The sequence below is a fragment of the Bradyrhizobium sp. RD5-C2 genome (genome assembly GCF_019972155.1).
Lineage (GTDB): Bacteria > Pseudomonadota > Alphaproteobacteria > Rhizobiales > Xanthobacteraceae > Bradyrhizobium.
This window is the reverse complement of the sequence record NZ_BOVL01000005.1, coordinates 500,156-521,288: the sequence shown is the minus strand read 5'-3', so window position 1 is coordinate 521,288 and position 21,133 is coordinate 500,156. Positions and strand designations below refer to the sequence as shown.

At 65.8% G+C, this 21,133-nt stretch carries 22 protein-coding genes; 12 read left to right on the top strand and 10 right to left on the bottom strand.

What is annotated here, in order from left to right; translation table 11 throughout:
* Positions 1–118 precede the first annotated feature (118 nt).
* The 5 genes from lspA (at position 119) to arfB (ending at position 5,115) form a co-directional block, all read left to right on the top strand.
* Entirely contained in the window at positions 119–616 is a 498-nt protein-coding gene (gene lspA / locus BraRD5C2_RS04740) for a signal peptidase II (RefSeq protein ID WP_223967173.1), read from the top strand.
* Positions 617–716: 100 nt separating this feature from the next.
* A complete protein-coding gene (locus BraRD5C2_RS04735; protein ID WP_223967172.1) occupies positions 717–1,448 on the top strand; it encodes a hypothetical protein in 732 nt (243 codons plus the stop codon).
* Positions 1,449–1,617: 169 nt separating this feature from the next.
* On the top strand, positions 1,618–3,009 hold the full coding sequence (locus BraRD5C2_RS04730; protein WP_223967171.1) for a M16 family metallopeptidase: 1,392 nt from the start codon (positions 1,618–1,620) through the stop codon (positions 3,007–3,009).
* Positions 3,010–3,059: 50 nt separating this feature from the next.
* Positions 3,060–4,370 (top strand): M16 family metallopeptidase, encoded by a 1,311-nt coding sequence (locus BraRD5C2_RS04725; RefSeq protein WP_223967213.1) that lies wholly within the window; start codon positions 3,060–3,062, stop codon positions 4,368–4,370.
* 325 nt (positions 4,371–4,695) lie between these two features.
* Positions 4,696–5,115: an alternative ribosome rescue aminoacyl-tRNA hydrolase ArfB gene (gene arfB / locus BraRD5C2_RS04720; protein WP_223967170.1), complete on the top strand. Its 420-nt coding sequence runs from the start codon at positions 4,696–4,698 to the stop codon at positions 5,113–5,115.
* 118 nt (positions 5,116–5,233) lie between these two features.
* Here the strand turns inward: arfB and BraRD5C2_RS04715 are convergent, their stop codons facing one another.
* Complete coding sequence (locus BraRD5C2_RS04715) at positions 5,234–5,542, bottom strand: hypothetical protein (RefSeq protein WP_223967169.1); 309 nt, start codon at positions 5,540–5,542, stop codon at positions 5,234–5,236.
* A 400-nt stretch (positions 5,543–5,942) separates the two neighbouring features.
* On the opposite strand from BraRD5C2_RS04715, the gene BraRD5C2_RS04710 reads away from it, so the two are divergent.
* From BraRD5C2_RS04710 to BraRD5C2_RS04695, 4 genes are read left to right on the top strand one after another with little or no spacing between them, the layout of a single operon-like run.
* On the top strand, positions 5,943–6,263 hold the full coding sequence (locus tag BraRD5C2_RS04710; protein ID WP_223967168.1) for a c-type cytochrome: 321 nt from the start codon (positions 5,943–5,945) through the stop codon (positions 6,261–6,263).
* Entirely contained in the window at positions 6,264–6,659 is a 396-nt protein-coding gene (locus tag BraRD5C2_RS04705; protein WP_223967167.1) for a VOC family protein, read from the top strand.
* Positions 6,660–6,692: 33 nt separating this feature from the next.
* Positions 6,693–7,241, top strand: coding sequence for a gluconate 2-dehydrogenase subunit 3 family protein (locus BraRD5C2_RS04700; protein WP_223967166.1), 549 nt, complete (start codon positions 6,693–6,695; stop codon positions 7,239–7,241).
* 24 nt (positions 7,242–7,265) lie between these two features.
* The gene (locus BraRD5C2_RS04695) at positions 7,266–8,834 is read left to right on the top strand and encodes a GMC family oxidoreductase (RefSeq protein ID WP_223967165.1); all 1,569 of its coding nucleotides are present in this window, start codon (positions 7,266–7,268) and stop codon (positions 8,832–8,834) included.
* A gap of 188 nt (positions 8,835–9,022) precedes the next feature.
* On the opposite strand, the gene BraRD5C2_RS04690 is transcribed toward BraRD5C2_RS04695, so the two are convergent.
* Positions 9,023–9,343, bottom strand: a complete 321-nt coding sequence (locus BraRD5C2_RS04690; RefSeq protein ID WP_223967164.1) for a ribbon-helix-helix domain-containing protein — start codon at positions 9,341–9,343, stop codon at positions 9,023–9,025.
* A 233-nt stretch (positions 9,344–9,576) separates the two neighbouring features.
* On the opposite strand from BraRD5C2_RS04690, the gene mutL reads away from it, so the two are divergent.
* Positions 9,577–11,394, top strand: a complete 1,818-nt coding sequence (gene mutL, locus BraRD5C2_RS04685; protein WP_223967163.1) for a DNA mismatch repair endonuclease MutL — start codon at positions 9,577–9,579, stop codon at positions 11,392–11,394.
* A 204-nt stretch (positions 11,395–11,598) separates the two neighbouring features.
* Here mutL and BraRD5C2_RS04680 read toward each other — a convergent pair whose 3' ends face one another.
* From BraRD5C2_RS04680 to BraRD5C2_RS04670, 3 genes are all read right to left on the bottom strand, one after another.
* The gene (locus BraRD5C2_RS04680; protein ID WP_223967162.1) at positions 11,599–12,216 is read right to left on the bottom strand and encodes a hypothetical protein; all 618 of its coding nucleotides are present in this window, start codon (positions 12,214–12,216) and stop codon (positions 11,599–11,601) included.
* A gap of 93 nt (positions 12,217–12,309) precedes the next feature.
* Entirely contained in the window at positions 12,310–12,867 is a 558-nt protein-coding gene (gene rsmD / locus BraRD5C2_RS04675; protein ID WP_223967161.1) for a 16S rRNA (guanine(966)-N(2))-methyltransferase RsmD, read from the bottom strand.
* 197 nt (positions 12,868–13,064) lie between these two features.
* Complete coding sequence (locus BraRD5C2_RS04670; RefSeq protein WP_223967160.1) at positions 13,065–15,221, bottom strand: pseudouridine synthase; 2,157 nt, start codon at positions 15,219–15,221, stop codon at positions 13,065–13,067.
* 129 nt (positions 15,222–15,350) lie between these two features.
* Here BraRD5C2_RS04670 and BraRD5C2_RS04665 point away from each other — a divergent pair, with 129 nt between their 5' ends.
* A complete protein-coding gene (locus BraRD5C2_RS04665; RefSeq protein WP_223967159.1) occupies positions 15,351–15,809 on the top strand; it encodes a nucleoside deaminase in 459 nt (152 codons plus the stop codon).
* A gap of 152 nt (positions 15,810–15,961) precedes the next feature.
* Here the strand turns inward: BraRD5C2_RS04665 and BraRD5C2_RS04660 are convergent, their stop codons facing one another.
* Complete coding sequence (locus BraRD5C2_RS04660; RefSeq protein WP_223967158.1) at positions 15,962–16,867, bottom strand: alpha/beta fold hydrolase; 906 nt, start codon at positions 16,865–16,867, stop codon at positions 15,962–15,964.
* 119 nt (positions 16,868–16,986) lie between these two features.
* Here BraRD5C2_RS04660 and BraRD5C2_RS04655 point away from each other — a divergent pair, with 119 nt between their 5' ends.
* Positions 16,987–18,219, top strand: coding sequence for an acyl-CoA dehydrogenase family protein (locus tag BraRD5C2_RS04655; protein WP_097671618.1), 1,233 nt, complete (start codon positions 16,987–16,989; stop codon positions 18,217–18,219).
* A gap of 122 nt (positions 18,220–18,341) precedes the next feature.
* Here the strand turns inward: BraRD5C2_RS04655 and purD are convergent, their stop codons facing one another.
* From purD to BraRD5C2_RS04635, 4 genes are all read right to left on the bottom strand, one after another.
* Positions 18,342–19,619: a phosphoribosylamine--glycine ligase gene (gene purD, locus BraRD5C2_RS04650; RefSeq protein ID WP_223967157.1), complete on the bottom strand. Its 1,278-nt coding sequence runs from the start codon at positions 19,617–19,619 to the stop codon at positions 18,342–18,344.
* A 97-nt stretch (positions 19,620–19,716) separates the two neighbouring features.
* Complete coding sequence (locus tag BraRD5C2_RS04645) at positions 19,717–20,016, bottom strand: winged helix-turn-helix domain-containing protein (protein WP_223967156.1); 300 nt, start codon at positions 20,014–20,016, stop codon at positions 19,717–19,719.
* Positions 20,017–20,019: 3 nt separating this feature from the next.
* Positions 20,020–20,571: a hypothetical protein gene (locus BraRD5C2_RS04640; protein WP_223967155.1), complete on the bottom strand. Its 552-nt coding sequence runs from the start codon at positions 20,569–20,571 to the stop codon at positions 20,020–20,022.
* A complete protein-coding gene (locus BraRD5C2_RS04635) occupies positions 20,568–21,110 on the bottom strand; it encodes a DUF2306 domain-containing protein (protein ID WP_223967154.1) in 543 nt (180 codons plus the stop codon). The genes BraRD5C2_RS04640 and BraRD5C2_RS04635 overlap by 4 nt, the downstream gene beginning before the upstream one ends.
* Between the last annotated feature and the right edge of the window lie 23 nt (positions 21,111–21,133).

Genomic DNA, 21,133 nt, shown 5'->3' with positions numbered 1-21,133 from the left:
CCCATAACCACCGCTGTCTCGAATGGACGAAGGTGATGACCCCGAGTCATTCAAACAATGCCCGGCACGGCGTATGGGTCCCGGCCTTCGCCGGGACGACACCTTTGGTGTGCTGGCAATGACCCCTCCCGTTCGTGCCGGTGTGCTGGCGGCGGTCATCACCCTGATCGCCGACCAGGCCTCCAAGCTCTGGCTGCTGTTCGTCTTCGGCATTGCCCACCGCGGCGCGGTCGAGGTGACGCCGTTCTTCGACCTGGTGCTCGCCTGGAATCCCGGCATCAGCTTCGGCTGGTTTCAGAGCGAGACCCCGGCGGCCCAGATCCTGCTGATGGCGATCAAGGCCGCCGCGGTGATCGCGCTGGCGATCTGGATGGCGCGGTCGCGGACTTGGCTGGCGACGGTGTCGCTCGGCCTGATCATCGGCGGTGCGATCGGGAACGGGATCGACCGCTTCGCCTATGGCGCGGTGGTCGATTTTGCCCTGTTTCATGTCGAGATCGGGGGAAAAACCTTCAATTGGTACGTATTCAACCTCGCCGATGTGGCGATCGTTGCTGGCGTGGCGGCCCTATTGTATGATTCGGTCATGGGGACCCCCGCCGTAAAAGCGCCCTGATCCCGGCCGATACGAGCCGGTCGGCGGCCGACCTGCACCGAGCGGAACTGAGCGCTAAGCCAGTGATCGCTTTGGCGAATTTTGAGATGGGAATAGCGCGATGCGCAACACCAAAGTCCGCGGTTACCTGATCGAGACGTCCCGGCTGTCGCTGCTGCGCGGCCTGCGTCTGGCGTTCGTTGCGGCCGGGATCGGCCTGGTGATGACGGCCGGCCCGGTGCGTGCCGGCGACGATGAAGATGACGGCGATGACGGCCTGACCTTCGAAGAGAGGATCATCGACAATCTGATGACCGGGCTCGGCGCCAAGAGCGCGGCCAGCAAGGGCATCGATTATCGCGAGCGCTCGCCGCTGGTGGTGCCGCCGAAGCTCGATCTGCCGCCGCCTGCCACAGCCGCCCAGGTCAACGCGCCGAACTGGCCGAAGGACCCCGATATCGCGGCGCGCAAGGCTGCGATCGCTGCGCGCAAGAAGGAAGTCAAGAAGGAGCCGTGGCAGTCAGCGGTGGCGTTGACGCCGGCCGAGATCGAGGCGGGCCGCAAGCAACAGACGGCCACCGAGGGCCGCAGGGAGCCGCTCCAGCCGGGCACCAACACCAATCCGTCGCTGATGCCGAGCCAGCTCGGCTACAGCGGTGGTCTGCTCGGCATCTTCAAGGGGAACAGCAGCGAGGCCAAGCCGTTCCCAGGCGAGCCGACGCGCGAATCCCTGACCGAGCCTCCTCCGGGCTACCAGACGCCGTCCTCGGGCTTTGACTATGGCACAGGCCCGATGAAGCCGAAGGTGAACGAGGGCCAGTACGACATCATGACCGGAAAACCGATCCAGTGACGCTTGGCCTGCTTGGGCGAAGCTTGGCCTGTTTGGGCGAAGGCTGACATGAGCAAAGCTTAATGCGGGGGGACGTCCGTCTCTCCGCTTCGTGACGACTGGCACGGACTGCACCGTGTACGATGGCGTCTTTCATGCCCGGCCGTCTGTTCAGGCTTCCACAAGGACCATGATGCCCTCACGCCGATCGATTGCCCTGTTCGCTGCCGCGTTTGTTTCCACCATCCCGCTGTCGGGCACTGGCCTCCGCGCCCAGACCACCGTCACCTCGGAACGCCCTGCGAGCTTCACGCTCGACAACGGCCTGCAGGTCGTGGTGATCCCCGATCACCGCACGCCGGTCGTGACGCAGATGATCTGGTACAAGGTCGGCTCCGCCGACGAGACGCCTGGCAAATCGGGCCTCGCGCATTTCCTCGAGCATCTGATGTTCAAGGGCACCGCCAAGCACCCGGCCGGCGAGTTCTCGCAGACCGTGCTGCGCGTCGGCGGCAACGAGAACGCCTTCACCTCCAACGACTACACCGGCTATTTCCAGCGCGTGCCGCGCGAGCAGCTGCCCACCATGATGGAGTTCGAGGCCGACCGCATGACCGGCCTGATCCTGAAGGATGAGAATGTGCTGCCCGAGCGCGACGTCGTGCTCGAGGAGTTCAACATGCGGGTCGCCAACAACCCGGATGCAAGGCTCACCGAGCAGATCATGGCCGCGCTCTATCTCAACCATCCCTACGGCCGGCCGGTGATCGGCTGGCACCAGGAAATCGAGAAGCTCGACCGCGAGGATGCGCTCGCATTCTACCGCCGCTTCTACGCGCCGAACAACGCGATCCTGGTCATCGCCGGCGACGTCGACGTCAAGGACATCCGCCCGCTGGTCGAGAAGAATTTCGGCCCGATCCCCGCGCAACGCGCGATCGCCGAGAAGCGTGTCCGGCCGCAGGAGCCGACCCCGGCTGCACCGCGCAGCGTGACGCTGTCGGATCCGCGCGTCGAACAGCCGAACCTGCGCCGCTACTATCTGGTGCCCTCGGCGACCACGGCGGCGGCCGGCGAGAGCCAGGCGCTCGATGTGCTCGCCCAATTGATGGGTGGCGGCGCCAACTCCTACCTCTATCGCTCGCTGGTGATCGACAAGGGCCTCGCGATCTCGGCCGGCGCCGGCTATCAGGGCACCGCGCTCGATCCGTCGCAATTCTCGATCGCGGTGACGCCCAAGGCCGGCGTCGAGTTCGCCCAGATCGAGGACGCGATCGACAAGGTGATCGCCGATCTCGCGCAGAACCCCGCGCGCGCCGAGGATCTGGAACGGGTCAAGACCCAGCTGATCGCGGAGGCGATCTACGCCCAGGACAACCAGGCGACGCTGGCGCGCTGGTATGGCGGCGCGCTCACCACCGGGCTCAGCATCGACGACATCAGGAGCTGGCCGGACCGCATTCGCGCCGTCACCGCCGAGCAGGTGCGCGCTGCGGCCGCTACCTGGCTCGACAAGAAGCGGTCGGTGACCGGCTATCTGATCAAGGATACTGCGCCGAAACGCGAGGAGAAGCGCTCGTGAGCTATTCCATCACCCGCCGCGCGGCGCTGATCGGCGGCGCCTGCGCCGCGATGCTGACGCTGACGTCAGTGCCCTCGCAGGCCGCGGCCAAGATCCAGCGGCTGGTGTCGCCCGGCGGCATCGAGGCGTGGTTCGTGCAGGACGCCACCGTGCCGCTGATCGCGATGGAATATTCCTTCGGCGGCGGCGCCAGCCAGGATCCGCTGGGCAAGCCGGGCGTCGGCAATCTGGTCGCCGACCTGCTCGACGAGGGCTCCGGCGATCTCGATTCGAAAACCTATCATGAGCGGCTCGAGCGCCGCGCCATCGAGCTCAGCTTCCAGTCCAACCGCGATCAGTTCCGCGGCTCGCTGCGCATGCTCAAGGACAACAAGGACGAGGCCTACGACCTGTTGCGGATGGCGCTGACCTCGCCGCGGTTCGAGCCGAAGGACGTCGAACGCATCCGCGCCCAGGTGATCTCGAACCTGCGCCGCGAATCGACCAATCCGTCCTCGCTGTCCGGCCGCAAGTTCCTCGAGCTCGCCTTCGGCGATCACCCCTATGCCAGGGCGGCGACCGGCACGCTCGAGAGCGTGCCGACCATCGAGATCTCCGATCTGAAGGACTATGTCCGCCGCATCATCGCCAAGGACACGCTGCGCATCGCCGTGGTCGGCGACGTCGATCCCGATACGCTCGGCAAGCTCCTGGACAAGACCTTCGGCGGCCTGCCGGCCAAGGCCGAATTGACGGCGATCCCCGACGTCGTGGCGACCAAGCCGCCGCAGCGCGCCTTCGTCCCGCTCGACGTGCCGCAGACCGTCGTCACCTTCGGCGGCCCCGGCATCAACAGGCACGACCCGGATTTCATGGCCGGCTATGTGGTGAACCACATTCTCGGCGGCGGCGGGCTGTCGTCGCGGCTCTACAAGGAAGTGCGCGAGAAGCGCGGGCTGGCCTATTCGATCTATGAGGCGCTGCTCTGGATGGATCACTCCGCGCTGTTCATCGGCAACACCGGCACCCGCGCCGACCGCGCCGGCGAAACCGTCGATGCGATCGAGGCGGAGATCCGCCGGATCGCCGACGAAGGTCCGACGCAGCAGGAGCTCGACGAGGCGAAGTCCTATCTGAAGGGCTCACAGATGCTGGCGCTCGACACCTCCTCCAAGCTCGCGCAGGCGATGCTGCAATACCAGCTCGACAAGCTGCCGATCGATTACATCGAGAAGCGCAGCGCCATCGTCGATGCGGTGACGCTCGACGACGTCAAGCGGGTCTCCAAGCGGCTGTGGGGCAACGGCCTGCTCACCGTGATCGTCGGCCGCGCCCCGCAAGCCGCAGCGCAGCCGGCATCAGCGCCGCCGAAGGCGAACTGACGCGGTTACGCACACCGCTCCTTCTACACACCACCGTTGTGGCCACCCCTCTCCCCAACCCTCCCCCGCAAGGGGGGAGGGAGCCTGAGAGGCGTGCTCACCTCACGTCATGCCAACATCGGCACCGATGGCTCGATTGACGCTTCGATCGTAAGGGACGCGCAGGCGCATAGGCTCCCTCCCCCCTTGTGGGGGAGGGTTGGGGAGAGGGGTGGCCGCGGGCTCGGACCGCCGACGTAGCGAACACCGCATCAACGCCGCCCAAGCACACCCACCGCAAACCCGCTATCCTGCGGCCGCCGATTCTTCCCTCCACGGTGATGTCATGCTGCGGCTGTCCCGCGACCTTACGATCGACGAGAACGACATTGAGATCGTCTTTGTCCGTGCCTCCGGTCCGGGCGGGCAGAATGTCAACAAGGTCTCGACCGCAGCCCAGCTTCGCTTCGACACGAACAAGATCGCGCTGCCGCCGGATGCCGCACAGCGGCTGGCGCGGCTCGCCGGCAGCCGCATGACCAAGGACGGCGTGATCGTGATCCAGGCGTTCCGCTTCCGCACCCAGGAGCGCAATCGCGCCGACGCGATCGAGCGGCTGTTCGAGATGCTGAAGGAGGCGATGGTGCGGCCGACACCGCGGCGGCCGACCAGGCCGACGCTCGGCTCCAAGAAGCGCCGGCTCGAAGGCAAGAAACGCCGCAGCGACATCAAGGCCGGCCGCGGCAGTCAACGTTTCGACGACTAGAGCGTTTTCGAGCGAAGTGGATACCCGGTTCGCATGAAGAAAACGCGTCAAAACTAGAATCTAGAGCACCGGACGCAGCGCACGCGCGGCGCTGCATCCGGGATCCGATCATCGTGGATCAGTACTTCTTGGTTGCGGGCGCCATCTCGGAACCGCCGCTCGACTTCGGTGTCGCGTGTCCGCTGCCGACCGTTCCCTTGTTGCCCGACTTGGCGCTGGTGCCGCTCTTTGGCGTCGGCGAAGTCGGCTGCGCCGCCATCTCCTCATCGCCGCTGCCGGACATGCCGCCGCCCTGCTGCACGGACCCTCGGCCCTGTGCGCCGCCGCGAAGCTGGGTATCCGGCGTAGCCGCGCCCTGCGCCAGGACGGGACCGGCGATTGCGGCCGAGATGGCAAGGGCGAGCACGCTGGTTTTTGCAAATGTCATCATTTCTCCAGGACTTGATTGACGATGGACGGAGCGGCGCAGGTGTGCGCCGTTTGCAGCGCCGACCCTGAACCCCATCGTGCGAGATTGAATTTTCCGCAAACGGCGCACGCGCAATGCAAGCGGCGGCGTGTGGTCATCGTGCAGGGATTTCGCGGTCATTTTGCGGATTTGTCGTCCGCATATGCGGCAGCCATCGGTTCCCCGCCCGAACACCGCCTAGCTTTGTTCTGCCGTTTTGTTCTGCCGTGAAACAGCCCGCTACTACCAATGGCCGATTTCCGCCTCTTACAGTCACCGCACAGGGGCGGTGATGTATATGACAAAGCTGCGCGCGAGGTGGACGTTGGCGCTGGGATTTTGCGGCGCGATGTTTGCAGTGCAAATGACGGCTGCGCAAATGCCCTTGCCTGCCGCCAAGCCGCCTGACGGGGCGACGCTGTTCAAGCAACAATGCGCGACCTGCCACACCACCAACACCTCGGACCCGGTCCGACAAGGGCCGTCGCTCTACAAGATCGTCGGCCGCCATGCCGGCCAGGCCGACGGCTTCAAATATTCCGCGGGCTTCGCCAAGGCGGATTTCGTCTGGGACGATGCCAGGCTCGATGCCTGGTTGACCAATCCACAACAGGTGATCCCCGGCGCCGTGATGGCCTACCGGCAGGCCAAGCCGGAAACCCGCGCCATGATCATCGCCTATCTGAAGGAGCTGAACTGAATGGCGAAACCCGTGCATTCGATGATCCGCGTGTTCGACGAGGCCAAGGCGCTCGACTTCTATCACCGCGCGTTCGGGCTCGAGATCGCGGACAATCTGAGATTTGGCGATTTCGCGCTGATCTATCTGCGCCATCCCTCCTCGCCTTTCGAGGTCGAGCTCACCGTCAATTTCGACCGCAAGGAACCCTACACGCTCGGCGACGGCTACGGCCATCTCGCCGTCATCGTCGATGACGTCGATGCCGAACACGCGCGCTTCGAGAAGGAGCAACTGTCGCCCGGGCCGCTGCGCGACTTCAAGCATGACGGCAAGACGCTGGCGCGCTTCTTCTTCGTCTCGGATCCCGACGGCTACAAGATCGAGGTGATCCAGCGCGGGGGGCGCTTCGGCTAATCCAATTACAAAAAATGTCCACGGAGGAAACCCATGAGAGAAATCGATCGACGCAGCAAATATGACCGGCGTGTGTTTCTCAAAGGCGCGGCCGTCACGGCCCCCGCAGTCGCGATCGCGACATCCACGGGGCTCGGCATCACCGATGCGTGGGCCGATGAGGCCGGCACGCTGACGCCGGCCACGATGAAGACATTGCTGAAGGTGGCGCGCGACATCTATCCGCACGATTTCCTCGGCGACAGCTACTACATCACCGCAGTGAAGCCGTGGGATGACAAGGCTGCCAAGGATCCAGCGACGAAATCGTTGATCAATGACGGCATCGCCCGGCTCGATCAGGCGGCCAACGACCGCCACAAGATGCCTTATGTCCAGGTCGCCTGGGAGAACGATCGCGTCGCGCTGCTGCAGCAGATCGAGCAGAGCGCGTTCTTCCAGAAGATCCGCGGCGACCTCATCGTCTCGCTCTACAACAACAAGGAGGTCTGGCCGCGGTTCGGCTACGAGGGCTCCTCCGCCGAGCATGGCGGCTACATCAAGCGCGGCTTCGCCGACATCGACTGGCTGCCGAAGGCTTGAACGGACAACGCCAAGGAGGAAACAATGGCAAAATTCGATCTGAATGACAGCGGCGTTGTCGTGATCGTCGGCTCCGGTGCCGGCGGCGGAACGCTCGGTAATGAGCTGGCGCAGAAGGGCGTCAAGGTCGTGATCCTGGAAGCCGGACCGCGCATCGAGAACCAGGACTTCATCAACGATGAATGGGACAGCTTCACCCAGCTCGCCTGGTCCGACGCGCGCTCGACGTCGGGCAGCTGGCGCGTCCACCAGGATTTTCCGGGCCTGCCGGCCTGGATCGTGAAGGCGGTCGGCGGCTCGACCACGCACTGGGCCGGCGCCTCGCTGCGCTTCGACGAGCATGAGTTCAAGGTCAAGTCGGCCTATGGCGGCATCCCCGGCGCCAACCTGCTGGACTGGCCGATCACGCTCGCCGAGATGGAGCCGTGGTACGCCAAGGCCGAGGACAAGATGGGCGTCACCCGCACCAACGGCATTCCCGGGCTTCCCGGCAACAACAACTTCAAGGTCATGGAGGCCGGCGCAAAGAAGCTCGGCTACAAGGAAGTGCACACCGGGCGGATGGCGATCAACAGCGAGCCGCGCGACGGCCGCGGCTCCTGCCAGCAGATCGGCTTCTGCTTCCAGGGCTGCAAGTCGGGCGCCAAATGGTCGACGCTCTACACCGAGATCCCCAAGGGCGAAGCCACCGGCAATCTCGAAGTGCGTCCCGGCAGCATGGTGATCAAGATCGAGCACGACCCGTCCGGCAAGGTGACCGGCGTGGTCTATGCCGATGCGACCGGCGCGATGCAGCGTCAGAAGGCCCGCGTGGTTGCGGTCGCCGGCAACTCGATCGAGAGCCCGCGGCTCCTGCTCAACAGTGCCTCCAGCATGTTCCCGGACGGGCTCGCCAATTCATCGGGCCAGGTCGGCCGCAACTATATGCGGCACATGACCGGCAGCGTGTATGCGAGCTTCGAGAAGTCGGTGCACATGTATCGCGGCACCACGATGGCCGGCATCATCCGCGACGAGGCCAAGAACAATCCGAGCCGCGGCTTCGTCGGCGGCTACGAGATGGAGACGCTGTCGCTCGGCCTGCCCTTCATGGCGGCGTTCCTCAATCCCGGCGCCTGGGGCCGCAGCTTCACCAGCGCGATCGAGGGCTATCCGCGGATGGCCGGCATGTGGCTGGTCGGCGAGGACATGCCGCAGGAGACCAACCGCATCACGCTGGATCCGAAGATCAAGGACAAGTTCGGCATGGCGGTCGCGAGCGTGCATTTCGACGATCATCCGAACGACGTCGCGATGCGCGATCACGCCTACAAGCAGGGCTCCGCGGTCTATGAGGCGGTCGGCGCCACCGTGACCTACCCGACGCCGCCCTATCCCTCGACCCACAACATGGGCACCAACCGGATGAGCGAGAAGCCGCGTGATGGCGTCGTCAACAAGTTCGGCCAGAGCCACGACATCAAGAACCTGTTCGTCTCCGACGGCAGCCAGTTCACATCAGGCGCGGCATGCAATCCGACGCTGACGATCGTGTCGCTGGCGATCCGGCAGGCCGACCACATCGCCGGCGCGATGCAGCGCAAGGAGATCTAGAGCGTTTTCGAGCGAAGTGGGCACCGGTTCGCGTGAAGAAAACGCGTCGAAACAAGAAGCTGGAGCTTCGGTTCTGATTCAACAGAACCGAAGCTCTAGCAAGAAAATCCAATTCCCCTCTCACTGAAGCGGCCTTGCCCAACTGGACAAGGCCGCTTTTTCTTCCTGCGTGATGGGTCGGCGCGCCGCTATTCCGCGGCGTCCATGATCGCCGCCGTCTCGCGATAATCCGAAACAACCGCCCGCGCATTCGCCTTGGCGCGGTAGATCAGGCAGGAGCAGCGCAGCAGCGACGCGAAATTGTTCACCTCGCCGTGATGGTCGAGCACTTCGTTATGCAAGGTCGTGAGGAACTTGGCCAGGCTCATGCCTTCCTTGGCCGCGATCTCCTCCAGCGTATCCCAGAACGACATTTCCAGCCGGATCGAGGTGCAATGGCCGTCGATCCGCAGCGATCTGGTCTGCGATTCATAGTCACGCTGCGGCTGGTGCGCGAAAAGATGGCACATGGCGTTCCTCCGGCGAGAACTTATAATTTTTCTAAACGATATACCTGTGCGTGCGGCCCCACAATCGCGACGTAGGGCGTAACGGGCCGGGCGCCGAAGACGAGCGTCTTCAAGGCGATAGGCCGGAATCATCCCCAACGCGCAGCTGATGGCCGCAGCGCTCCCATGCATTTGCCGGGGCGGTGACTTATAGTAACGGCAAGCCTCGAATCGCTTTTTCCGACGTTCAATCCATGCCCGTCCGCCAGCTTCCCGAACAGCTCGTCAACCGCATCGCCGCCGGCGAAGTGGTCGAACGCCCTGCGAGCGTCGTCAAGGAACTGGTCGAGAACGCGGTCGACGCCGGCGCGAGCCGGATCGACGTTTTCACCGATGGCGGCGGCCGGCGCCGGATCGGCATCACCGACGACGGCGGCGGCATGACGCGCACCGACCTCGCGCTCGCGGTCGACCGCCACGCCACTTCCAAGCTCGACGACGAAGACCTCTTGCGCATCCGCACGCTCGGGTTCCGCGGCGAGGCGCTGCCGTCGATCGGCGCGGTCGCAAAGCTCGGCATCACCACGCGCCATGCCAGCGAACCGCATGCTTGGTCGCTGTCGGTCGAGGGTGGCGAGAAGTCGGAGATCATGCCGGCCGCGCTCGGCCAGGGCACCCGCGTCGAGGTCAACGAACTGTTCTACGCGACGCCGGCGCGGCTGAAATTCCTCAAGACCGACCGCACCGAGGCGGAGGCGATCCGCGAGGTGGTGCGGCGCCTCGGCATGGCGCGGCCCGACATCGCCTTCACCTTGGCTGGCGAAGAGCGCGCGCCGGTCACCTGGGCTGCCGCGCTGCCCGGCGCGGCCGGCCGGCTGACGCGGCTCGGCGATATCCTCGGCGCGGACTTTCGCGCCAGCGCGATCGAAGTGCGCGCCGAGCGTGAGGGCGTCATGGTCGAGGGCTTTGCCGCCGCGCCGTCGCTGACCCGGGCCAATGCGCTGGGGCAATATCTGTTCGTCAACGGCCGCCCGGTGCGCGACAAGCTGATCCTCGGCGCGGTGCGCGCGGCCTATTCCGACTATCTGCCGCGCGACCGCCATCCCGTCGTGGCGCTGTTCGTCACCTGCGACCCGCAAGAGGTCGACGCCAATGTGCATCCGGCCAAGACCGAGGTGCGCTTCCGCAACGCCGGCCTGGTGCGCGCGCTGATCGTGCACGCGCTGAAGGATGGCCTGGCGCGCGAGGGCAGACGCACCGCGGCCAACACCGCCGACGGCGCGACGCTCTCCGCGTTCCGCCCCGCCTTCACGCCACCGCGCCCAGGCAATTGGGACTGGCGCAGTTCGCCGTCCTATCCGGCTGGTCCGATGCGCGCATTCGACGGCGCGGCGGCGCCCGCCTTCGCCGAACCCGGACAGGCCGCCTTCGACGTCGGCACGCCGACCGCCGATGTCCGCTTCGAGGCCGCGCCAGCGCCCGACATGCTCGACCGGCCGCTCGGCGCCGCGCGCACCCAGATCCACGAGACCTACATCGTCTCGCAGACCCGCGACGGCTTGATCGTGGTGGACCAGCACGCGGCGCATGAGCGCATCGTCTACGAGAGGCTGAAGGCCTCGCTGGCCAAGAACGGCGTGCAGCGGCAGATCCTGCTGATTCCCGAGATCGTCGAGCTCGATGAGGCGACCGTCGAGAAGCTGCTCGATCGCGCCGAGGAGCTGGCGTCGTTCGGACTCGCGATCGAATCGTTTGGCCCCGGCGCGGTCGCGGTGCGCGAGACGCCCTCGCTGCTCGGCAAGGCCAATGCGGCCGGGCTGCTGCGCGACCTCGCCGAGCACATGGCCGAGTGGGACGAAGCGCTGCCGCTGGAGCGCCGGCTGATGCATGTCGCCGCCACCATGGCCTGCCACGGCTCGGTCCGCGCCGGCCGCCGCCTCAAGCCGGAAGAGATGAACGCGCTGCTGCGCGAAATGGAAGACACGCCGAACTCCGGCCAGTGCAACCACGGCCGGCCGACCTATGTCGAGTTGAAGCTGAGCGATATCGAGAAGCTGTTCGGGCGAAGGTAAGGCAACTGTCATCGCCCGGCTTGACCGGGCGATCCAGTACGCCGCGGCTGTTGTGATCGAACGAGAGGCCTCGGCGTACTGGATCACCCGCATGCGCGGGTGATGACAGCAGAACAAGTGGCAATGTCATGTCACGCCTCGCGAAGGAACACGAACTCGGTGTCGCCATAGCCGCAGGATGGGTTTCGCTTCGCTCTACCCATCCTACGAATCCTTTTGCGTGAAGACCTGCAACGCCGTGCGAAGCTGCGCGATCCATTCATCGCCGTCCTCGAAGCCGCCTGCCGCGATGCGGGCGCAGACCTGATCGAGATCATCGCCTTCGGCAGCGCGCTTGTCGACCTGCCGCACGATCGCGGCATAGCCATCCACCAGCAGGACGAGACCGGGCGCGTTCGCTGAGGCATATTGCTCGCGCGAATCGCGGAACAGCCGTGACGCCTCGTCGTACCGGCCGAGCGCCAGATCGAACGCTCCCACCAGCCAGACGCCCGTCGCCTCGCGCAGCGATCCGACCTCCAGGGTCCGCACCAGCCGGAGCGAGCGCTCCGCAAGCTCGCGCGCGGCGAGCAAATTGTCCTGATTGATCGGCTTGTCGGAAACGCTCCAGCCCGGCCAGCAATCGGCCGCCGCGTTGAACGTCCACCGCTGAACCATCCTGAGCGCTTCACGCGCGTCACCATCCTGCGCGCCGCGATGGCGCTCGATCTGGTCGGCGGCGTCGCGTGCGGCTGCGAGCAGCGCTGCGTCATCACCCCCGCCGCGCAACGCCTTGACGCGGGTCTCAAGCTGACCGGCCAGCCCGGCAAGAGTGTCGACCATGGTTCGCGCTCCGCAAACGGTGATGAATCAGTCGTCGGGTGGAGAAGGCGTAACCACCATAAAGTCAGCGGATGACGCTGACACCCATGCGCCCTACACTTTTTCGCGAAGGAACACGAACTCCGTGTCGTCATAGGCGCGCCGCTCGAGCTCCTCGAACCCCGCGGGCGCCGCGAACGCCGCGGCCTTCGCCTCCTCCACCACGAGCAGCGCGCCCGGCGTCAGCCAGCCGCCGTCGCGCAGCGAGGCGAGTGCCTTGTCGGCGAGACCCTTGCCATAGGGCGGATCGAGAAACACCAGCGAGAACGGTTCGACCGGATGCGCCGGTCCGAGATCGGTGGCATCGCGGCGATAGACCTTGGTGGTCCCGCCAAGGCCGAGCGCCTCGACATTGTTGCGCAGCAGTGCCCGCGCCTCGGCGCCATTGTCGACGAACAACGTGAACTTCGCGCCACGCGACACCGCCTCGATGCCGAGCGCACCGGTGCCGGCAAACAGGTCGAGCACGCGCGCATCCTCAATCGGATTGTCGTAGGCGTGGATCAGGATGTTGAACACGGACTCGCGCAGGCGGTCCGCAGTCGGACGGATGTCGCGGCCCGATGGCGACGCGAGATTGCGGCCCTTCAGCCTGCCCCCGACGACGCGCATTACAGAGCTCGGATGTTTGCCGCACGCACGGTGCGTTCCCTCCCCCCTTGTGGGGGAGGGTTAGGGAGGGGGGTGCCACACGGGAGGTCTGAGCAAGCAGTACCCCCCTCCCCAACCCTTCCCCTCAAGGGGGAAGGGAGCAGCGTGTGCCGTTCAGCAACCATCGCGGCAAAAAACGCGCGGCCCATTCCGTTCCCCTACTCGTCCTTCGGCGCGAGATCGCGCTTGCCGTGATAGCCGCGCTTGGGGCGGCGCGGCGGACCGTAGCCGTTGGCGTCGTCCTCGTTGCGGGCACGCGCTTCCTCGCTGCCGGTGCGCTGCACCAGCACGCGGCGGCCCTTGCGATCGTTGATCGTCTCGCGCTTGCTGGGCTTCGGCTTCCGGGCGGGCGCATCGTCGCCATCGCCCGCGTCACGCTGCTCGGGCCGCGCGAAGTCCGCGCCGGCGACCTTGGCGATCTTCTCGCCGAGCTGCTCGCGCAGCACCCGCGTCTTGACCTCCTCGACCTTGCCCTCCTCGAGCTCGCCGAGCTGGAACGGGCCGTAGGAGATCCGGATCAGCCGGTTCACGTCGAGCCCGAGATGCGCCATCACGTTGCGCACCTCGCGGTTCTTGCCCTCGCGGATCGCGAACACCACCCAGACGTTGGCGCTCTGGTCGCGCTCCAGCGTCGCATCGATCGGCCCGTATTTGACGCCGTCGACCTCGACGCCGTCCTTGAGCTGGTCGAGCTGGCCCTGCGTCACCTCGCCATGCGCACGCACGCGGTAGCGCCGCAGCCATCCGGTGTCGGGATGCTCCAGCGTCCGCGCAAGCCCGCCGTCATTGGTCAGCAGCAACAGCCCTTCGGTGTTGAAATCGAGCCGGCCGATCGAGATCAGCCGCGGCAAGCCCTCGGGCAGATTGTCGAACACGGTCGGCCGCCCCTCGGGGTCGGCGTGCGTCGTCATCAGCCCGCGCGGCTTGTGATACATGAACAGCCGCGTCCGCTCGCGCGGCGGCAACGGCTTGCCGTCCACCGCCACGACATCGTTCTCGGTGATATCGAGCGCCGGCGAGTTGATCACCCGTCCGTTGACCGTGACGCGGCCCTGGGTGACGATCTCCTCGGCATCGCGGCGCGAAGCAAGACCGGCGCGCGCCAGCACCTTGGCGATACGCTCGCCCGCCTTCTTCGGCTTCGGCTCGGGGCGCTCGCGGCGGTCATCAAAGGCACGTTCGCGATAGGCACCGCGGCCGCCGAAGGCCGGGCGCTTGGCAAAGACCTTGCTGTCGTCTTCATTCTCGCGGCGCGGCCGATCGCCGAAACGGCCTTCGCTGCGCGGATGCTCCTGCCAGTCGGTGCGGCCTTCGGGGCGCTCGCGCCGGCGATTGTCGCCACCAGCCTCGTCTCTTTCCCAACGCGGCCGACTGAACTTCGGCCGCTCCGAACGATCGCCCTGCTCGCGATCGTCGCGGGAGCGCGAGAACCGCGGCCGCTCGCCGCCGCCGCGATCGTCGCGCGGCCTGTCGTAACGCGGCTTGTCGAAATTGCGCGAGCCGTCGCGGAACGGACGCGAACCACGCTCCGGACGATCGGAACCGCCCTCGCGCTTCTGCCACGGCTTGGATTCGCCGCGCGGCGGCCGGTCGCCAAAGTCCTTGCGTGGGCCGCGATCGCCGCCGCGATCCGCTGCACCGCGTTTGAACTTGCTGTCGCCGCCGAATTTCCGCGCGGGCCGGTCGCCATCGCGCGAAGGACGGTCGCCGAACGATCGCTCGCCACGCGGCGCATAGGGCCGCTTCTCGCCGTCGCGTTCGCGCGGCGTGTAAGGCTTCCGGTCACCGAACTTCCGATCGGAAGACCGCCCTGCGGGGCGGGCATCATCGCGATCACGCCGCGGCGGGCGATCGTCACGATTGAAGTTCGGACGGTCGCCGCGGGGCGCGTAGGGGCGCTTGTCGCCGCCGCGGTCTTCGCGCGGCTTGAACGAACGCTTCTCGCCATCGCCGCCGCGATCAAATCTCGGCCGGTCTTCGCGCGGCTTGAAGGTGCGCTTCTCGCCATCGCCGTCACGCGCGGGCCGATCGCGGAACGGCCGGTCGCCACGGGGGCGATCGTCGCGGTTGAACCTCGGCTTGTCGCCGAACTCGCGGCGCGGCGCACGGTCCTCGCGATCGCCGCGGTAGGGCCGCTTCTCGCCATCGCCCTTGCCGGCAAACTTCTTGTCGCCGAAGCCGCGCTTGGCAAATTTCTTGTCCGGTCCACGGGCGGCGCCGGAGCGGCCCTTGCCGCCTCCGGAACGGCCTTGGCCGCCGCCGGGCCGATCACGCCGGCCGCGGGAATCGTTGTTTTTGTCGCTGTCGCGGGGCATGAATAATCTCGCTGGACGCTCAATTGGGGTGCAAGGGCAGCCGGGCGTACGCGCCCTGTTGGCAGCGCATTTGACGCAAAACCGGCATCCACTTTTGCTGAAGGCGAAGCTACTAGCAGGTTTCTTCCGATGATACGAGGCATGTCAGCCCCTTCTTTCATGGATTTGGCGCTGAAAACGGCCGAAAACGCCGGAAAAGCCGGCGAAGTTCCGATCGGATGCGTGATTGTCCGGGGTTACGAGATCATCGCCACCGCCAGCAATCGCACCCTCACCGACCGCGATCCGACCGCCCACGCGGAAGTTTTGGCGATCCGGCAAGCCGCCGAGGCCATCGGCACCGAGCGGCTGGTCGATTGCGACCTCTACGTGACGCTGGAGCCCTGCACCATGTGCGCCGGCGCGATCTCCTTCGCCCGTATCCGCCGGCTGTACTACGGCGCCGCCGACCCCAAGGGCGGCGCGGTCGAGTCAGGCGTGCGGTTCTTCGCGCAGCCGACCTGCCACCACGTCCCGGAGGTCTACGGCGCAGTCGGCGAGACCGAGTCCGCGACGCTGCTGAAGGATTTTTTTAAAGCGCGGCGGTAGGGGCTGCGCACCTCTCGGCATGCAGCAAGTCAACCCCGTCATCCTGAGGAGGCCGCGGAGCGGCCGTCTCGAAGGATGTACGGCCACCAGCCGGGCCGTGCATCCTTCGAGTCGCGCTACGCGCTCCTCAGGATGACGGTGGTTATGCAGAGTCACCCCGCCAGGAAAAACTCGCGCAGCAGCTTCGCCGTCGCGTCCGGCGCCTCCTCGGGCAGGAAATGCCCCGACGCCACCGGCGCGCCGCTGACATTGGTCGCCCAGTTCTTCCAGACGTCGAGCGGCGTCGTTGCGGCGCTGGCAACCCCGGCATCGCCCCACAACGCCAGCATCGGGATCGTGATCTTCTTGCCGGCGTCGACGTCCGCCTTGTCGATCTCAAAGTCGGCATAGGCGCCGGCGCGGTAGTCCTCGCACATCGCGTGGATGCGGGCGGGATCGCGGAATGGTGCAAGGTAATGCGCGAGCGCGCGCGGATCGATCGCCTCCAGTGTCTTGGTTCTGGTCTGGCTCGCCATCTTCTCCTTGAGGAAGAATTCGCCATTGTTGGAGATCAGCGTCTCCGGCAGCGGATAGGGCTGCGCCAGGAACGCCCAGTGGTAGATCTTCAGCGCCGAGAGGCGGTTGAGTTTCTGCCAGTAATCATAGGTCGGCGCGATATCCAGCACCGCAAGCTTCGACAGCCGGCCGGGATGATCGAGCGCGAGCCGGTATGAGACGCGGCCGCCGCGGTCGTGACCGGCGAGTGCGAAATGCACATGGCCAAGCTGCTCCATCGCCTCGACCATGGTCTTGGCCCAGGCCCGCTTGGTGTAGGGCGTATGGTCCTTGTCGCTGTCGGGCATGTCGGACCAGCCGTAGCCCGGCAGGTCGGCGATGATCAGCGTGAACTTGTCGTCAAGCTTCGGCGCCACCGTGTGCCACATCACATGCGTCAAGGAAAACCCGTGCAGCAACAGCAGCGGCGGGCCCTTGCCGCCGACGCGGGCGAAGATGCGGCCCTGCGCGGTGTTGATCCATTTCGAGTCATAGCCGGGAAAAAGATCAGCGAGATCAGGCATCGGTGGCTCCCCGGTCGCGTGCGCCGTGCTTCAAACTTTGTTCGGCGTTGCCGCTGGTCCAAGTGAGGTTTATGCCATTCTCAAGCCCAAGCAACAACAACACGAAACGAGGAAGTGCCATGTCGATCGATTTCGAGATTCCGGCCGAAGCCAAGGCGATCCGCGAGAAGGTCCGCAAATTCGTGCACGACGAGTGCATTCCGGCGGAAAAGGAACTCGACACCAAGCCGCTCGCCGAGGTGCTGGCGCCGCTGCGCAAGAAGGCCCGCGCGCAGGGCCTGTGGTGCCCCTTCGTGCCGAAGGAGTATGGCGGTATGGGCCTCGGCCCGCTCGCCAACGCGCTGGTGCAGATGGAGCTCGGCGAGAGCATGCTCGGCGCGCTCTCGATGAACACGCAGGGGCCGGACGACGCCTCGATGATGACGATCCTGGCGCACGGCACCGAGTACCAGAAGGAGAAATTCCTCAAGCCTCTGCTGAACGGCGAGAAGCGGATCTGCTTCTCGATGACCGAGAAGGCCGCCGGCGCCGACGCCACCGGCATGCAGACCACGGCAGTCAAGGACGGCAATGAGAACTACATCCTCAACGGCGAGAAATGGTTTTCCTCGTCGGCGAGCGTCGCCGACATGGCGCTTGTCATGGCGAAGACCGATCCGAACGCGCCACGCCACAAGCAGTATTCGACCTTCATCGTCGAGCTGCCCAACCCCGGCTACCGCATCAAGCGCAACGTCGCCAACATGGCGATCGAGGGTCCGCATGACGACGTGATCCATGGCGGCCACTCCGAGATCGAGATCAAGGATCTCAAGGTGCCCGCCGACAATCTGCTCGGCGGCGAAGGCAACGGCTTCAACATGGGCCAGCACCGCCTCGCCTACGGCCGGCTGCGCCACGGCATGCACAACGTCGCCAAGGCGCAGCGCGCGCTCGACATGGCGGCAGCCCATGTCACCAAACGCTCGACCTTCGGGCAGTTGCTGGCCGACCGCCAGGCGGTGCAGTTCATGCTCGCCGATTGCGCGAGCGAGCTCTATATCGGCCGGCTGATGCTGCTGCACATCGCCTACAAGGCGGAGAAGGGCCTCGACATCCGCCAGGAGAACTCGATCGCCAAGATCTTCCACGCCCACATGGTGCACAAGGTGATCGACACCGCGATCCAGCTCCACGGCGCGCTCGGCTTCAGCCAGGATACGCCGCTGGCGAAATGGTACACCCAGGTGCGCTCGCAGCGGCTGGTCGACGGCCCGGACGAGGTGCACAAGTGGAAGATCGGCAAGAACGTCATCAAGGCGTTCCGCGAGCACGGCACCACCGCGTCAGCGGCGGGCGGGGACTTGCTCTGATCCGCTTCGTCATTCCGGGGCGGCGCAACGCGCCGAACCCGGAATCTCGAGGTAATGTGAGAAGCACCTACAACATCGAGATTCCGGATCGACGCGCGATGCGCGTCGATCCGGAATGACAACTAGGTCCGCTCCGCCTCCACCGCTTGCCAGGCGATGTCGCGGCGGCAGAATCCCTCCGGCCATTTGATGCGATCGACGGCCTGATAGGCGCGGTCGCGCGCCTCGGTGACCGTCTTGCCCATCGCGCAGACGTTCAGCACGCGACCGCCGTTGGCAAGGATTGCGCCATCCTTGGCCACCGTGCCGGCGTGGAAGATCTCGACGCCGTCGACCTTGGCGGCGTCATCGAGGCCGTCGATCCGCGTGCCCTTGATGTAGTCGCCGGGATAGCCCTTGGCCGCCATCACCACCGTCAGCGCCGGGTCCGGGTACCAGCGCAGGTCGAAATTCTTCAACTGCCCGTCGATGGAGGCGAGAAACGCCGGCACGATGTCCGACATCATCCGCAGCATCAGCACCTGGCACTCGGGATCGCCGAACCGCACGTTGTATTCGAACAGCTTTGGGCCCTGCTCGGTCAGCATCACACCGGCATAGAGCACGCCCTTGAACGGCGTGCCGCGGCGCTTCATCCCGGCCACCGTCGGCAGGATGATCCGCGCCATGATCTGGTCGTGGATCTCAGGCGTCACGAACGGCGTCGGCGAATAGGCGCCCATGCCGCCGGTGTTCGGCCCCTTGTCGTGATCGAACACCCGCTTGTGGTCCTGCGCGGTCGCGAGCGGGATCGCGGTCTCGCCATCGCACAGCGCAAAGAAGCTGATCTCGCGGCCCGAGAGGAATTCCTCGATCACGACCTCGGCGCCGGCCGAGCCGAACGCGCCCTCGAACATCATCGCAATGGCGGCTTCCGCTTCAGACAGCGTCTGCGCCACCACAACGCCCTTGCCTGCGGCGAGCCCGTCGGCCTTGACCACGATCGGCGCGCCCTGGGCGCGGACATAAGCCACAGCGTCCTTTGCATTGTCGAAGCGGCGATAGGCGCCGGTCGGAATGTCGAACTCGCTGCAGAGGTCTTTCGTGAAGCCCTTAGAGCCCTCGAGCTGCGCGGCCTGCTTGCTCGGCCCGAACGCCTTGATGCCTTCAGCGGCGAGGTCATCGACGATGCCGGCGGCGAGCGGCGTCTCCGGCCCGACCACCACCAGATCGACCGCATTGCGCCGGCAGAATTCGATCACCGCGGCATGGTCGGCGTCATCGAGCGCGATGCATTCGGCCTCGCGCGCGATCCCGGCATTGCCCGGCGCGCACCAGAGTTTCGTCACCAGCGGAGATGCCGCGATCTTCCACGCCAGCGCATGTTCGCGGCCGCCGGAACCGAGCAGGAGGATGTTCATCAGACACAGGCTCAAAAGGGTGCAAGAGCTGTGTCGGTCGCACGAATCCCCGCCGGCCTGCAAGGGGCGACGGGGCCGATTCCCCCGTCATTCCGGCTCATGGCTGCTTGCCGGCGATGATCTCCTGCAAGGTCGCGACGTGGCGGGCGAACGCGCCACGGCCGGCCGCGGTGGCGGTCACGGTGGTCTGCGGCTTCTTGCCGAAGAAGGCCTTGTCGACCGCCACATAGCCGGCCCGCGCCAGCGTCTCGATATGGGCGCCGAGATTGCCGTCGGTGGCGCCCGTCAGCTTCTTCAGCCGGGCGAATTCGAGCCCGGTCGCAACCGGCAGCGCATTGAGCGCCGCCATGATCCGCAGCCGCAGCGGCTGGTGAATGATCTCGTCGAGTTCCGCCATCGATCAGATCCGGCGCATCCAGAGGCCGCCGAGCACCAGCGCACCGCCATGCACCACCGCCATCCACAGCAGCAGCGCCGGACCGGCGTAGAAGTAGGCGGTCACGATCAAGGCGCTGCTGCACAGCGCGATCACGATGAAGGCGTAGCCGAACCACAGGCCGGCGAGCGCATAGAACAGCATCGTGAATAGCGGCCAGAACACCAGCATCTGACGCGGCCCGAAATGGCCGAGCACCGCCGAACAGAAAATGCCGAATGCGATGAACAGCAGGAACGCCACCAGCAGCCGGAGCGCGAAGGCGCCCGCCCCCGGACCGATGCCGCTGAATGCTGCAATTGCGATCGAGCCTGCGATTCCGATGAGATCGACGACGGCCCAGATCGTATAGCCCTGCGGCGGCCATGTGAAATTGGCGAGGTAGCCCACGAACACCAATACGCCCCACATGACGATGATGAGACTGGCGTTCTGATAGATTCGCGATTGGCGGACGCGCTGCACGACGTCGTTGATGTCGTTCAGCGCCGCGCTGGCCTGCTGGCTGTCGATCATGACGCCACTCCATTTTGTTCGGCGACCCTGGAAGAAACCGGTGGGGCATCGGCTGCCGGACGATATTTGCCGATCAGGACATAGGCGATCGTCATGGTGATGATCGACAGCACCAATGCCAGCAGCCCGACCTGCCCGCGCGTCGTCAGCGGCAGCACACGCGCCATGATTTCCGTTGCCGCCGCCGACATCAGCGACACGTAGGACCACGAGATGAAATAGTAGTGGGTCAGCCGCCAGTTCGCCGGGCGCGGGCTGCGCAGCAGCGGAACAATTGCCGCCACGATGCAGGCGAAGTTCACGATCGCACCGACATGGAACAAGTTGAGAGCGCCGGTGAACCGGTAGACCAGCATCGCGGTCCCGTCGGCGACCAGCATGGCATAGACGAAGAAATAGCCGCGCGCCCGGTGGCCCGCGCCGCGCTTGGGACGCAGGAACTGGATCAGCCCGACACCGATGCACAGGACAGCCACGACGGCATGGACCGCGCCTGCCGCGGAATGGACGAAACTCGCCAACGTCAACTGCGGGACCATCGGTCAGCCCTCCAGCCAGGTCG

What these genes read in the sequence shown, in the direction of transcription:
- BraRD5C2_RS04670 (WP_223967160.1), bottom strand. Translation starts at nt 15,221, where the DNA reads ATGCCCCGCGACAGCGACAAAAACAACGATTCCCGCGGCCGGCGTGAT.
- BraRD5C2_RS04725 (WP_223967213.1), top strand. Translation starts at nt 3,060, where the DNA reads ATGCTGACGCTGACGTCAGTGCCCTCGCAGGCCGCGGCCAAGATCCAG.
- BraRD5C2_RS04730 (WP_223967171.1), top strand. Translation starts at nt 1,618, where the DNA reads ATGATGCCCTCACGCCGATCGATTGCCCTGTTCGCTGCCGCGTTTGTT.
- BraRD5C2_RS04660 (WP_223967158.1), bottom strand. Translation starts at nt 16,867, where the DNA reads ATGCCTGATCTCGCTGATCTTTTTCCCGGCTATGACTCGAAATGGATC.
- BraRD5C2_RS04700 (WP_223967166.1), top strand. Translation starts at nt 6,693, where the DNA reads ATGAGAGAAATCGATCGACGCAGCAAATATGACCGGCGTGTGTTTCTC.
- BraRD5C2_RS04640 (WP_223967155.1), bottom strand. Translation starts at nt 20,571, where the DNA reads ATGATCGACAGCCAGCAGGCCAGCGCGGCGCTGAACGACATCAACGAC.
- BraRD5C2_RS04680 (WP_223967162.1), bottom strand. Translation starts at nt 12,216, where the DNA reads ATGGTCGACACTCTTGCCGGGCTGGCCGGTCAGCTTGAGACCCGCGTC.
- rsmD (WP_223967161.1), bottom strand. Translation starts at nt 12,867, where the DNA reads ATGCGCGTCGTCGGGGGCAGGCTGAAGGGCCGCAATCTCGCGTCGCCA.
- BraRD5C2_RS04735 (WP_223967172.1), top strand. Translation starts at nt 717, where the DNA reads ATGCGCAACACCAAAGTCCGCGGTTACCTGATCGAGACGTCCCGGCTG.
- BraRD5C2_RS04655 (WP_097671618.1), top strand. Translation starts at nt 16,987, where the DNA reads ATGTCGATCGATTTCGAGATTCCGGCCGAAGCCAAGGCGATCCGCGAG.
- lspA (WP_223967173.1), top strand. Translation starts at nt 119, where the DNA reads ATGACCCCTCCCGTTCGTGCCGGTGTGCTGGCGGCGGTCATCACCCTG.
- BraRD5C2_RS04695 (WP_223967165.1), top strand. Translation starts at nt 7,266, where the DNA reads ATGGCAAAATTCGATCTGAATGACAGCGGCGTTGTCGTGATCGTCGGC.
- mutL (WP_223967163.1), top strand. Translation starts at nt 9,577, where the DNA reads ATGCCCGTCCGCCAGCTTCCCGAACAGCTCGTCAACCGCATCGCCGCC.
- BraRD5C2_RS04645 (WP_223967156.1), bottom strand. Translation starts at nt 20,016, where the DNA reads ATGGCGGAACTCGACGAGATCATTCACCAGCCGCTGCGGCTGCGGATC.
- BraRD5C2_RS04715 (WP_223967169.1), bottom strand. Translation starts at nt 5,542, where the DNA reads ATGACATTTGCAAAAACCAGCGTGCTCGCCCTTGCCATCTCGGCCGCA.
- arfB (WP_223967170.1), top strand. Translation starts at nt 4,696, where the DNA reads ATGCTGCGGCTGTCCCGCGACCTTACGATCGACGAGAACGACATTGAG.
- BraRD5C2_RS04635 (WP_223967154.1), bottom strand. Translation starts at nt 21,110, where the DNA reads ATGGTCCCGCAGTTGACGTTGGCGAGTTTCGTCCATTCCGCGGCAGGC.
- purD (WP_223967157.1), bottom strand. Translation starts at nt 19,619, where the DNA reads ATGAACATCCTCCTGCTCGGTTCCGGCGGCCGCGAACATGCGCTGGCG.
- BraRD5C2_RS04665 (WP_223967159.1), top strand. Translation starts at nt 15,351, where the DNA reads ATGATACGAGGCATGTCAGCCCCTTCTTTCATGGATTTGGCGCTGAAA.
- BraRD5C2_RS04710 (WP_223967168.1), top strand. Translation starts at nt 5,943, where the DNA reads ATGCCCTTGCCTGCCGCCAAGCCGCCTGACGGGGCGACGCTGTTCAAG.
- BraRD5C2_RS04690 (WP_223967164.1), bottom strand. Translation starts at nt 9,343, where the DNA reads ATGTGCCATCTTTTCGCGCACCAGCCGCAGCGTGACTATGAATCGCAG.
- BraRD5C2_RS04705 (WP_223967167.1), top strand. Translation starts at nt 6,264, where the DNA reads ATGGCGAAACCCGTGCATTCGATGATCCGCGTGTTCGACGAGGCCAAG.